The organism is Microcoleus sp. B7-D4 (assembly GCF_036705125.1).
In the GTDB taxonomy this organism is placed as follows: Bacteria; Cyanobacteriota; Cyanobacteriia; order Cyanobacteriales; family Microcoleaceae; genus Microcoleus.
In genome coordinates this window covers 57,972-70,556 of the sequence record NZ_JAUBTT010000009.1, presented here as the reverse complement: position 1 = coordinate 70,556, position 12,585 = coordinate 57,972, and the positions used below count along the sequence as shown (strand labels likewise).

Annotated in this window: 13 protein-coding genes; 4 read left to right on the top strand and 9 right to left on the bottom strand. The window is 45.6% G+C overall.

Features of this window, described 5'->3' with window-relative positions; translation table 11 throughout:
* On the top strand, nucleotides 1–230 hold a 230-nt coding region (locus QUB12_RS05515), incomplete at its 5' end, for a hypothetical protein (RefSeq protein ID WP_333305834.1).
* 154 nt (nucleotides 231–384) lie between these two features.
* On the opposite strand, the gene QUB12_RS05510 is transcribed toward QUB12_RS05515, so the two are convergent.
* Nucleotides 385–1,365: an ABC transporter ATP-binding protein gene (locus QUB12_RS05510; RefSeq protein WP_333138247.1), complete on the bottom strand. Its 981-nt coding sequence runs from the start codon at nucleotides 1,363–1,365 to the stop codon at nucleotides 385–387.
* Between the two features lie 110 nt (nucleotides 1,366–1,475).
* Here QUB12_RS05510 and QUB12_RS05505 point away from each other — a divergent pair, with 110 nt between their 5' ends.
* Nucleotides 1,476–1,664: a hypothetical protein gene (locus tag QUB12_RS05505; protein WP_333138249.1), complete on the top strand. Its 189-nt coding sequence runs from the start codon at nucleotides 1,476–1,478 to the stop codon at nucleotides 1,662–1,664.
* Nucleotides 1,665–1,739: 75 nt separating this feature from the next.
* Here the strand turns inward: QUB12_RS05505 and QUB12_RS05500 are convergent, their stop codons facing one another.
* Nucleotides 1,740–2,669 carry a phosphoribulokinase gene (locus tag QUB12_RS05500; protein ID WP_333138251.1) on the bottom strand — a complete coding sequence of 310 codons (930 nt, stop codon included), beginning with the start codon at nucleotides 2,667–2,669 and terminating at the stop codon, nucleotides 1,740–1,742.
* Between the two features lie 449 nt (nucleotides 2,670–3,118).
* Here QUB12_RS05500 and QUB12_RS05495 point away from each other — a divergent pair, with 449 nt between their 5' ends.
* Both QUB12_RS05495 and QUB12_RS05490 read left to right on the top strand, forming a co-directional pair.
* The gene (locus QUB12_RS05495) at nucleotides 3,119–3,271 is read left to right on the top strand and encodes a hypothetical protein (RefSeq protein ID WP_333138253.1); all 153 of its coding nucleotides are present in this window, start codon (nucleotides 3,119–3,121) and stop codon (nucleotides 3,269–3,271) included.
* A 180-nt stretch (nucleotides 3,272–3,451) separates the two neighbouring features.
* On the top strand, nucleotides 3,452–4,585 hold the full coding sequence (locus QUB12_RS05490; RefSeq protein ID WP_333305832.1) for an adenylate/guanylate cyclase domain-containing protein: 1,134 nt from the start codon (nucleotides 3,452–3,454) through the stop codon (nucleotides 4,583–4,585).
* Nucleotides 4,586–4,702: 117 nt separating this feature from the next.
* Here QUB12_RS05490 and QUB12_RS05485 read toward each other — a convergent pair whose 3' ends face one another.
* The 7 genes from QUB12_RS05485 to QUB12_RS05455 all read right to left on the bottom strand — a co-directional run.
* Nucleotides 4,703–6,346 carry a GTP-binding protein gene (locus QUB12_RS05485; RefSeq protein WP_333305830.1) on the bottom strand — a complete coding sequence of 548 codons (1,644 nt, stop codon included), beginning with the start codon at nucleotides 6,344–6,346 and terminating at the stop codon, nucleotides 4,703–4,705.
* A gap of 35 nt (nucleotides 6,347–6,381) precedes the next feature.
* Nucleotides 6,382–7,305 (bottom strand): transposase, encoded by a 924-nt coding sequence (locus QUB12_RS05480; RefSeq protein ID WP_333138259.1) that lies wholly within the window; start codon nucleotides 7,303–7,305, stop codon nucleotides 6,382–6,384.
* A complete protein-coding gene (locus QUB12_RS05475) occupies nucleotides 7,262–7,579 on the bottom strand; it encodes a hypothetical protein (RefSeq protein WP_333305828.1) in 318 nt (105 codons plus the stop codon). The genes QUB12_RS05480 and QUB12_RS05475 overlap by 44 nt, the downstream gene beginning before the upstream one ends.
* Nucleotides 7,580–7,695: 116 nt before the next feature.
* Nucleotides 7,696–8,967 carry an RNA-guided endonuclease IscB gene (gene iscB, locus QUB12_RS05470; protein ID WP_333138263.1) on the bottom strand — a complete coding sequence of 424 codons (1,272 nt, stop codon included), beginning with the start codon at nucleotides 8,965–8,967 and terminating at the stop codon, nucleotides 7,696–7,698.
* An 860-nt stretch (nucleotides 8,968–9,827) separates the two neighbouring features.
* A complete protein-coding gene (locus QUB12_RS05465; RefSeq protein WP_333138265.1) occupies nucleotides 9,828–10,961 on the bottom strand; it encodes a hybrid sensor histidine kinase/response regulator in 1,134 nt (377 codons plus the stop codon).
* A 57-nt stretch (nucleotides 10,962–11,018) separates the two neighbouring features.
* A complete protein-coding gene (locus tag QUB12_RS05460) occupies nucleotides 11,019–12,095 on the bottom strand; it encodes a hybrid sensor histidine kinase/response regulator (protein ID WP_333138267.1) in 1,077 nt (358 codons plus the stop codon).
* Between the two features lie 9 nt (nucleotides 12,096–12,104).
* A partial coding sequence (locus QUB12_RS05455; RefSeq protein ID WP_333300173.1) for a response regulator occupies nucleotides 12,105–12,585 on the bottom strand: 481 nt, incomplete at its 5' end.

The following is a 12,585-nucleotide window of genomic DNA, read 5'->3' as shown; positions in this document are numbered from 1 at the left end:
CAGAAGGTGAGATTAAACTGATATATTGCACCATTTTCAATAACTCTGTAGGGGCGGGTTCACCGACAATAATTGCCCAAAACCCACAATTTCATAAACCCGCCCCCACACCACCATCAATCCCAATCTACCTCTTTCAAAATAACTATAAAAACCTGGAGAGGGCGGGTTTATTTAACCTGTCTGCACCGTTAAATCTGTTGGTGAACCCGCCCCTACAGGAGCCATGACAATGGCGCAGAATGTGAGATTAAACTGATATCTTTCACTATTATTAATAACTTTGTAGGGGCGGGTTCACCGACAATAATTGCCCAAAACCCACAATCTCGTAAACCCGCCCCCGCGCCACCATCAATCCCAATCTACCTCTTTTAAGATACTTCAACCACTAGAATAAATCCCTCTTTCTTGCAGTTGCTGCATAAAAAAATCTTCCAAACTAGGCTTAGCCAAATTCATCCCAATTAGCTGCCCTCCCGTACCGCTCAGACTAGAAATAAACTCCTTCGGAGTGCCCTGCAAATGGCCGTACCACAAATCATCATCAACTTCCATATCCGGTATCCATTTTTTCAGGATATTCAAGTGTCCGCCCCTACCTTCAACCCGGTAAGTTTCAGTATTGCCGAGGAGTTCGTCGATCGCACCAATGCAAATTAACTCACCCTTCGCCAAAATTGCCACTCGATCGCAAATCTTCTCCACATCAGACAATATATGCGAATTAAAAAAAATCGTTTTTCCTTGATTTTTCAGCGATAAAATTATCTCCCGCATCTGATAGCGCCCCATCGGATCTAAACCCGACATCGGCTCATCTAAAAATACCACATCGGGATTGTTAATCAAAGCTTGAGCCATGCCGATCCGTTGCAGCATTCCCTTAGAATACTGGCGCAACTGTTTTTTAATTGCCGCCGATTGAGATAGCCCAACTAAATCTAGCAAATTCGGAATTCGCTGCCGCTGAATCGAGGGGGGAATTTGAAATAACCCCGCCGCAAATTGCAAGAATTCCCAGCCCGTGAGATAATCGTAAAAATAGGGATTTTCTGGCAAATAGCCGACTCGCTGCTTCACAGTGCGATCGCCCAAAGGCTTCCCCAACAGCAGCGCCCGGCCAGAAGTGGGGCGCACTATACCCAGCAAAGTTTTCAGCAGCGTAGTTTTCCCCGCTCCATTTTGCCCTAATAACCCAAAAGTTTCCCCCTCAGAGACAGTCAGAGTGCAATTTTTGAGCGATTCAATTTTTTCATTCATCCAGAAGCCGGTACGGTAGAACTTCCCCAGATTAAATGTTTCCACCACTGGGGTAGCTCTGGGCATCTCTATGGGATTTGGCGCATCTACAAGAGGTTCCATTTTTGTCACAGAAATAACTAGCACCTGATTATATTCTATTGCACAAGTTAAGTAATAATTGCTATTTTTAATGTTAAACTAATATTAGCTGTAGTTAAAATTTGCTAAATATGGATCGTTCAAAAATTATTGCTATTATCACTGGGGTGATTTCTATAGTTTTAGCAGTTGCCTACCTGCTGCTCGTCACCCTCCTTGACTTCCGAGGCGAAATGCTGCCCGCACCTCAAAGTCAGTTGCCAGTCTCCATGCCACTTCAGCAATTAGGCACTACTAACCCGACTTTGCGACTACATTAGTTATTGGTTATTGGTTATTGGTTATTAATCCTTGCAATAACAACCAACAACTAACAACCAACAACTGCCAACTAACTAATAGACATGAATTGCTTTCATCATGTGATATGCAACTAGCAACTGCGTCAAAGCTAGCGGGTAACTTTGCAAAACTTCGCCCGTTGTGCCGATAAGTTTGCCAATTTCCGGGTTGCCTTGGGCGGAGCAAAATCCCCGCAGGTGTGGCAACTCGCTACACAACATCATTTCCAGTTCGTTTACTTGCTCGCTGGTAGCGTGGGAGTCTACTTCCAAAACGTCAACAGGTTTGCCCATATCCCGATCGAGTCCCAAGCGAATTGCAGGTTTAAAACTCTCGCTGCCTCGACCTAAAATTTCAGTAAAATCAGGGTGAGGAATTGTAGGTCTGAGCACTAAACGGACGCTCAAATTCGATTCATTGTCCGCTTCGGGCGGGTAAAAACTAACTACAACATCGGCCGATTTGCGCTGAGGACGAATGAAGTCTTCAGAGTCCGGTTCCCGTTTTTTTATTTCTGCAAGCACCTGTTCTTCAGTATAACCGCGCTTCATGACATCGCGCTTAACTTTCCACTGACTTCGCAACTCTTCGGGAGGAGCAAGATACACTTTTACGTCGTAAGAATCGCGGATTGTTCGGGTTGCGTAACCCAGCAAACCTTCAACTATGACAAATTTGCTGGGCTTGATGTATTCCGGTGGGTCGAATGTACCTGTGGTGTGGTTGTAGATGGGTTTGAGAATTGCTTGTCCGGTACGCAGCAGGCTGAGATGCTGCTGCATGATGTCGAGGTAATTGCAGTCGGGATGCAATGCTGTGATTCCGATTTCTGCCCGCTGCTTTCTGTCGTAGCGATGATAGTCGTCAGTGCAAATCACAGTGACATTTTCTGGCCCCAATACTTGGGCAATTCCCCGCGTCAGGGTGGTTTTGCCCGCTGCGCTGTCTCCGACAATACCGAGAATAATTGGTCGATCGCTCATTGTTTTTACCCGGACGCACAATAGCAAATTTTGTTGTCAATCTTACATCTTATCAAAGTTGTGTTCGATCCGATCGCTCGGTTCGACCGAAAGCATCCAGGATACAAGCCCCCGGATTCATCTGTGGAGAAATAAAAAACCTGTATCCGATAAAGGAGCCCCCGAATTTATCCGTGGGGTCAATGCTTCAAATCTAAAATCTACAATCTAAAATCTAAAATCGATTGACTTGATCCCCCCCGGAGTCTCCCCAATCTGTAAAATTATTGTTATATTTCTTAATATAATGCGGCACCGGAGACTCAGGGAGCATCTGATTAAAAAATCACGCCCATTTCTCAACCGCCCAAGATGTCGATCGTACTTTTGAATCCAACTCTTGTCAGAATTTCGCGCAAATTATCCCTGCAAAGTGTCCGGGTAGTCTCTTTTGTCTTTTGTAGTGCAAATTGCAGCGGTGGGGCTTGTGGGATATTTTTGGTTTCAAAACCAGCCAGCAAGCAGTGCATCAATTCGCCAGTCCATCAATCGACGCCCAGGGCGATCGAATTTATCCGCAATATGAAGTTTTAGCCCCAGCTTTCGCTGTTTTGACAAATTAGTATAATAAATGTGAGTTCAGGAGGCAATCATGCCCTCAGAAACCTGTTTTTTTTCCTTTTGCTTGCCTTCGGCAATGCGTTTTTCTGTGAAAAAAAATAGGTTTGGACGCACCCGTGCGTAATTTATAAATTTAAACAAATCTTAATTTTATTAAGCTTAACTAAGCCCGGAGCAAGCCGATGAATCAACCATATTCAGAAAAATTAAAGGGCCGTGTTTTAATTGTGGATGACAGTCTTAACAACTTATTGTTACTGGAGCTGATCTTATCCAGGAAAGGCTATAAAGTAGAAGCTGCATCTAGCGGTCAACTGGCACTCGATGCTGTGGATTTGGCTCAGCCTGACTTGATTTTGCTGGATATTATGATGCCCGATATGGATGGCTATGAAGTTTGCAGTCGCTTGAAAGCGAGCGATCGCACTCGTGGCATTCCCATTATTTTTCTGAGTGCTGTGGTACAAGCTTCTGAGAAGGTGAAAGCCTTTAATGCTGGCGGGGCGGACTACATTACTAAACCTTTTCAAACCGTAGAGGTAATCGCTAGGGTAGAAAATCAATTGCGGCTGCGGGAACTAGAGTTGCAACTGAGGGAGAACAATCTGATGTTGCAGCAGGAAATCGCCTATCGGGAACAGGCAGAAAGGGAAACGCGGTTGCTTTTGGAAACAACCAAGTCTCAGAAAGAAAAAATTGAAGAATTGCTATTAAATATTTTGCCGAAACCGATTGCAGAGCGCTTGCAGGATGGGCAAAGCATAATTGCTGACAGCTTTTCGGATGTCAGTGTTTTATTCGCCGATTTGGTGGGATTTACGAATTTTGCATCTCAAAGAAGTGCGGCCGAAACTGTGAAAGTTCTCAATCAAATTTTTAGTCAATTTGATGAGTTATCGTTACGGCACGGTTTGGAGAAAATCAAAACTATGGGTGACGCTTACATGGTAGTTGGCGGTTTGCCCGAACCGCAGGAAAATCACGCTTCTGCCATTGCCCAAATGGCACTAGATATGCAAGCTGCTGTCGCTAGCTTCAATGTCCAAAACAATCAAAACTTTAGTCTCCGCATTGGGATAAATATTGGTGGGGTAGTGGCGGGAGTCATTGGTTTAACTAAATTTAGTTACGATTTGTGGGGGGATACAGTAAATGTTGCTCAGCGGATGGAATCAAGCGGTATTCCGGGGGAAATTCAGGTGACTTCTGCAGTTTACGATCGTTTAAAAGATAAATTTTTGTTTAAAAAGCGCGGTGCTGTTGAGATTAAAGGTAAAGGAGAAATGATGGTTTATTTGTTGGTGGGGCGAAATTAGTCAGTTGACAGTTGACAGTTGGTAGGGGCGGTGCCCCTGTGCCCGCCCTCTTAGTTGACAGTTGACAGTTGACAATGCCCAATTCCCAATTCCCCATTCCCAATTCCCCATTCCCAATTACCACTCATCGTTGCGTTTGTTGCTGTAAGTTTCCCAATCGTCTTGTTGCGGCGGCTGATACAAGGATTCTGGTTCTATTTCTGGTTCCAATTCCGCTGACATTTCTAATTCGGGTTCCGATTCCTGCTGATAAATGTTCAGAGGTTCGACAACGCGGGCGATCGCATCTTTGACAAATGCTTTGACAAACTCGTCTTTCCGATTTAACTGAAACTGCCTTTGCACGACTTCGGCAATGCCACCATCGCCCCAATCTTGGTCATGGCGGAAATATTCAATAAAACTTTTACCGGCAATTCTGGTTAAATAAGCCGCACTGACTGCTTGAATTGCTTTGCCAAGTACAAACCCGGCTACGCTTAACTGCAGCGCCCTTGACACTACTTGAATTACGCCTTCAACTATTCCCAAACTTGCTAGGGTTTTTGCTAGAGACAAGGCCAGTTCTTTCGCGCGATCGATGTTTAATTCGCAGCCGTAAATCTTAGCAATTTCTACTACCATTTGAGCGTTAACTGCTGCTGTCGCTAACAAATCCACAACTGGCAAAGGCGTTACAGCAATTACTCCGGCTCCGATCCACTGAAAGCGCTCTACTGCTTTATCAGCTTGCCGCCTTCTTTGAGCATCAATTAACTTGCGCGCTTGGTCTCCCAAGTGCTGAGATTGCAGCAAAATATTGTCCGCAATTAAGTCTTCGCCTTCGGCTCGCAAAATCGCAGCGACGCGCCGAATTAATGGCATAATATCCGGGTCTGGCTGAAAAATTGTGCCGTCTTCTAGTACAACTTTTTGCGGATTGGCGCTAATTGCTACTACATCCATTGCTGATACAAAACCTTTGACTCGCTGCCGCAGTCGATCGAGAATTTCATCTCTGTCGGTGTCGGGATAAAGGTCAACTTTATTAAAAACCACGATCGACCTTTTGCCAATTTCCGCCAAAGTCCGCAGCGGTTCGTACTCGGATTTGCGTAAATCGCCGTCCAAAACAAATAAGATCAAATCTGCCCTCGCCGCCAACTGCCTCGCCAATTCCTCTCTGTAAGTTCCCGCAACTCCCGCTTCCAAGATGCCTGGGGTATCGGTAATTGCTAATTCTCGATCGATTCCTTTCAATTTCAGAGTGTAAGTTTCCCCAACTTCGGTAGTTCCCATCGGCGCGCCCACCTGTCCCGCCATCCGCCCCACCAGCGCATTCACAGCGGAAGTTTTGCCCGCAGAACCGGTGCCGAAAACCACTACTCGAACGCTGCCACGAGCCATGCTAGCTTCAATTTCGCGGGCTCTCAACAGCAAAGCTTGCCGCGCTACTTCATCTTGAATGCGATCGACTTGTTGCCTGATTGCTTTGAGATTTTCCGAAGCTGCTTCACTTTTCACAACAGGAATCTTCGGAGTAATCGGCCGTTTTCCCTTAACTTTCTGAGGGCGTTGCAGCAGCCTAAAATAGTAAACCAGCGCAAAAATTAGCGTTCCCAAAAGTACAATTATCAGGAAAATTAGCAAATTAGCCAGCAGCGGAGAAGCAGACCACGCAACTTGACTGTAAAGCCCTGTTAAGGAACTCACCAGCCCAATAATCAGCCCCAGGGTGAGGCAGAAAGCAGCAATTAAGGTTAACAGGCGCGGCAAAGGCATGAGGGGAGTGGCAAATAAAAGGGTTATGCTGTAAACTACCCGACACTCATGCTTTGCATAGAGTGCGGGCTTTCAGTAGCCCTCAAGACAACTTCCTGCAAAGAGCAGGACATTATCTCGGAACCTCCGGGCAGGTTTACGATCTGCCCCAATGTAGCAATATTTCTTGCTCCATTCACATCGGCATCGCCAATCCATCCGCATCGCTCATTCAGGCACTCAAACCGCTTACCTTGGCGATTGCCAATCACCTTGCAACAGTGACAAGTTTTGGAGGTATAGCGCGGATCAACCAGTCTTACATCAACGCCAAATTTCACGCCTTTATAGGTCAGGAATTGGCGCAACTGGTAGAACGCCCAACTATTGCTGCGTCTCCGTTCTGTTTTAGACCGTGGCAGTTCATTGGTACGCTCTCTGATTCCGGTCAAGTCTTCCAGGGTAATAGCCTGATTTGATGTCTTGGCTTGCTGGATCAGTCGATAGCTGATGGTATGGTTCAGCCATGTCTGGAATCTCCGTTCTCGTCCACTCAACCGTTGCAAAATCTGTCTCGCCCTTCTACGAGTAGACCTTGTGCCTTTGGACGCTTGACGCTGTAACGAAGCCCGTACACGGCTATATCTGTCTCTGGCTTGTGTTACCTGTTTGCCACTGAATTTCTCTCCAGCAGATGTACAAGCAATGTCTGTGCGTCCCAAATCAACACCCAAGACATCATCAGTCTTTTGTTTCTCTGGTGGCTCAGACTCAAGCTGAATGTTCAGATAAAAGCTACCATCGTTGCGCTTTACCAAAGTTGCCGTTTTGGGGTCTTGTCCTTGCAGCAAGTGTTTTTGGTAATTACCAATGTGCAGCTTAAACTTTTCTCTGCCCTTGAGCATGGTCAAGCTGACCAACCAATCCGATTCGCCTCTATGTGAAAGTTCTCGCGTCGTAAGTGGCAGAAGTGGGGGCAAACTTCTTAACGGGCTTACCCTTTTGCTTTGCCGTTTTGCGATTAGCGCAAACTCTACGAATTGCGTGAATCGTCATTTGAGCAGACAGCCCAGAATGCGATCGCGCTTCCTTGTAAATCAAGGACTGAACAGCAATCTGATTCGTCAGCTTTTCGGGTGTATGGGTGTTCACGTACTCACAGCATTTTGCAAAGGCAGTCAGTACCGCATTCAGCTTTTCAACCTGCTGCTGCGATACTTCCAATTTGCAAGAGACTGTAAGAACTTGGGACATTTTCAATAAGTGAAGTTTTGCTGTTGTTATTGTAGCGTATTGGCAGCTTTCGGGGTTAAGAACTGCTCGATAATCTCTACCCATACCTGGACATTACTACCGTTTTTGTTCAGATATCAGACATAACTGTAACCATCTTTGCGATGGATGGCTTTACAGTAATCGAGCCTTACTGAAAACCGTTTTTTGTTGATAATGAACTCACCTCTTCCATCCGACATAGGGCAGACTCTAGTTGTAAATGTTCCTTGATACTTACCTTTCGGCACATCGGCTCGAACAATATCGCCAGTACAAAAGCCAAAAATTGGACGCAGCGGGCGATGCTTGACTGGATAGCCATATTTATCCGTTTGGCAGCGCTGCCTTCCACCAAAACCAGTTGCAGTGACATTGAGAATGCGCTCTGTTAAGACTTGCAGCGTTTGGGTGATACCCACACAAGCTGCATCCAGCCAGTGAGTTTTTTGCAATCCCAACCGAGTCCTGTTGTATTTGGTTTGTCCTCCTGTACCTGTTGTGACTGGCAAACCTGTTTTTTTGAGTTGATTAAACAATGCCCATCGGGTAGCATTAACGGCTGCTGCATCCAAACAAGGTCGCTTGGCTTGACCTAAGATCCGCTTTAGTAAATCGGGCTTTTTTGAGAGAAACTGCTCAATTAATTTGGTTCCTTTCTTGATGTTGCATTTCTCACAAGCTAAGCACAGATTAGAGATACGGTTGCTACCTCCTTTCGCTCTAGGGTGAATATGCTCGATCTGTAAAGGAACATTTTCAATCCCGCAATAAGCACAGTTTCTTTGCCACTTTTCTAATAAATACTCGCGGCTCTCGTACCCAAACAAAGTGCCTTGTTGGTATTCGCACCCGCTAATCTCTGGATTTTCTAGCGCTTGCGTGTCAAACTTAACTAACTCCTGTCTGATTTCACCAATAGGAGCAAATTTACACAGACGCTTGACCCAAGTTTCTGTGGTTAAAACCCGATGCCTTAAACTTGGTGCTAGCCACCCTTGAGGGCGCGAACGGTTCAGAAAACGCGGCTGGCGGTAGCGTGTATTGCGGTTTCTCCGACCTCTCCGTAAAGACCTACGAGAGTCAAGAGCTAGTTTAATTTGTTGCCCGCGATGCTTCAATTCCATCCCCCAAATAACCTCATCCCGGTCGGTTACAAGAGCAAATCCCGTAACTTTTGAACCCGGATCGATTTTGAGAGTAAGAGGATGAACAACTGGAATATCGATAGCTCGTTTCAGAATTAGAGTAAAGGGATATCTGCGAAAAACAGCAGCTTTACCCTGCTCTAATAATTTCCTTGCCTGTACTGGATGAATTGGATTCATCGGTGTTTTTTGAGCGTCAATGAGAAAAACGTAGTTTGACATCTTCTGTCATCCAATTAAGTAATGTTTGCCTCGGTAATGTTGAGAGGGCTTGTTCGGAACTAGGCACGGGCTTATAAACCTTTCACCACGACTTTTTAACCTAGTTCGACAGGGCAGAAAACTGGCGTTTATTTTCTGGTGTCATGACCCTCCCAACGTAGGCTTCGGAAAGCCTTAACCTGCACGTTCGTTACTCCGGGTAGAAGTTTCTACTTCTGTCCAGATTTGGGTAGGTTTTTACGAACGGTTTTAGTGGTAGCGGGTGCAGATAAAGTGCGATCGCCCTCTTGCTGCAATTGTAGCTTGCACGAGAACTCAGTAAGTCGGTGGGAAAATTCGCCAGTATGTAACAAAAGATTAAGTATGGTGATTCGAGTTAAATTTAATAGGTTGTGTAAGGTTGTGTACGGTTTTTTCTTTACCTTATACCCCATGAATTACCGCAGAAGCAAGCTCTAATTCCGAGTCAAATATTTGTCCTGCTCGTTCATCTTTTTTGATGTGTTGCCATTCCCAGGCAAAGCAAATTTATTCCTTCTCATATCAATTCCGGCTGCGCCGGAATGATATCAAATCCGGTTGATCGACCGCGATTTTCGTAGGGGCGGGTTCACCAACAATACTTGCCAAGAATTGACAATCTCAAAAACCCGCCCCGACCGGGATATTATGGTTAATCAATCGGACATGATATGATATCAAATCCGCCCTTCATCGTCGGGCGTAAAGTCGAATCCCGATGCCAACAAATAATTCGCGCAATTTTCATTTTTTTGACTCACCGTCAACAGTCAACCGTCAACAGTCAACCGTCAACAGTCAACAGTCAACAATGATTCCGGTTGCACCGGAATCGATTGCTATTTGCCGACAATCGGCAGAGTGAGATGTACCGTTGTTTCCTTTTTATAGATGCTGGTAATTGAGAACTCTCCTCCTGCCAGTTCGACAATTTTCTGGACAATTTTTAAGCCGATACCGGTACCCTGCTGCTCATAGCTCTTGCGCTCAAACTGCATGAAGGCACCAATTTTAGCAATTTGCTCTTCTGTCATGCCCTGCCCGGAGTCATGTACAGATAAATGCAGCATCTCCCCTAGGACTTGACTACTAACTTTAATGGTTGTCTCTGGTGAGGAGAATTTCAGTGCATTATCAATTAATTCATGGAGAATCGTTGATAGATATCGCTCTGATAGAGCGATCTCCGCTTCCTCAAGAGTGAACAACATATCGTTGCTACGATTGACGCTCTGAGCCTGGTATTTCAACTCGGCTTCAATGGCGGAAGCTGAAAATAGAGTTTGGGCAGATTCGATCTTGTGCTGGCGACTTGCGGATAGTTCTAATTCTAAATAAATCAGGAATTTTTTCGTTAATTTTTCTAGGCGACGGCCAGATTCATCGGCCCACCCTAACATCTCACGGATTTCGGCGATATCCATGTCTTCGATATCGTCCTTGAGCAACCCGATCGTGGCTAAGATGCCATTGAGGGGCGTATTCAGTTCGTGGGATAGACTAGAAGCTAAGTTCCCACGCAGCTCATTGAGGGTGCTTTCCAAGGCATTGATGGTATTTTCTTGGATGTGGTATAAGTTCTGGATATTATCATACTGTTGCTTGATTCTGAGCATGGAATGCACGCGAGCACGCATTTCAATAGCATTTACAGGTTTACTGATGAAGTCGTCGGCTCCGGCAGTTAGACAGTTGGCAAGGTCTGACTTTCTGTTTAATGCTGTCACCATAATGATGGGAACGGCTTGCCATTTTGGCATGGCTTTGATTTGCCGGCAAATCTCGATGCCGTCTATTCCCGGCATCATCACATCCAGCAAAATAAGAGCCGGATCAAATATATCGAGGGATGCGATCGCTTCTTGCCCGCTGGCAGCATAATGCAATTGATAATCCTGCTCTGATAACAGGGTTTCAATCACATCAAAGTTATCCGGCTCATCATCAACAATTAAGATAGAGAATTGAGACATAATTTTAACGACTCCAATAATGTAGAAAGTTTTATGAGTTCAGGTGATACCCGTCAGCTAGGCTGCCAAAGTGATTTCAAAAATGGCACCTTTTGGTTGGTTGCTTCTCACACCAATTTCGCCCCCATGTGCCTCAACGACCATTTTGCAGAAAGCTAAACCCAACCCTATTTGAGAGACCTCCGACATCAGATTTCCAATCTCGTATTTCTCAAAAATCTTGTGTCGCAATGTATCAGGAACACCCGGTCCAGAGTCGATAACCTGGATTTTTGCATGGCCAGATGTGAGGAATTCTACATTCACTATGATTTGACTATTGCGTGGGGAAAACTTAATGGCATTCGAGAGGAGATTATCCAGCGCTCGATGTATCAGGGTGGCATCAACCGAGACTTTCCTACTGGTTTCTTCAGGTAACTGAGCGACCAGCAACTGATTTTTTTTAGCAGCGATTACTTCAAAGTTTGATATGGCAGACTCTATGATATCGCACAAATAAACCTCTGCGTAATTGAGACGATTTTCACCTGCTTCGAGTAAAGCCATTTGCAATAAATCATCAATTAATAGCTGTATAGCTTGTGCTGATGAGTAAAGTCGCTCCAGTTGGGTTTGTTGTTGTTCTCTAGGATACTCTATGCTTTTTAGGAGTTCCAAGCCAAGCAAGATACCAGCCAGGGGATTGCGTAAATCGTGGACTACCATTTTAACCATATCTTCCCGCAATTTTAGTAAGCTTTGCAGGTCGTCATACTGGTGCTTAATTCGCAGCATGGAGTGAACTCGGGCACGCAGTTCAAGAGCAGTTACAGGTTTACTAATGAAGTCGTCAGCGCCGGCAGTGAGACAACGGGCAAGGTCTGATTTTGAGTTTAATGCTGTCACCATAATGATGGGAACGGCTTGCCATTTTGACATGGCTTTGATTTGCCGACAAACTTCGATACCATCTATTCCTGGCATCATCACATCCAGCAAAATAAGATCGGGATCAAATATGTCGAGGGATGCGATCGCTTCTTGCCCGCTGGCAGCGTAATGCAATTGATAGTCTTGCTCACTCAAGAGGGTTTCAATTACATCAAAATTATTGGGTTCGTCGTCAATGATTAAAACGGATGGTCTATTCACGGGTTATCCTTACTTAGAAGCTAAAAGTTGTTGAATAGTGCTTGCCAATTGCTTCAGCTTGACGGGTTTGGTGAGGTAATCATTGGCTCCGGCGGCAAGGCAACGATCGCGATCGCCCGTCATGGCTAAGGCAGTTAGGGCAACGATCGGCAGATCAACTAAGTTTGGATCGCAGCGAATCTGCTGCATAGCTTCTAGACCATCCATACCAGGCATTTGAATGTCCATCAGAATTAGATTGGGGTTTTCCGACTTGGCCAGGGCGATCGCCTCCTCTCCATTCTTAGCCAAGAGAATGCGATAGCCTTTAGCTTTCAGGTAGCTCGAAATCGTAGTGATATTGGCTTCATTGTCTTCCGCCAGCAAGATTAAGGGAGAGCCTCCCTGCTGTTGGGGCCCGCTGGGTTCGATGCGGGGCTCTGTCTGGGATTCCAGGGCAACAGAGGAGGGCGCACCAGTAGGGGCAGTGCCCCCGTGCCTGCCCTCCAAT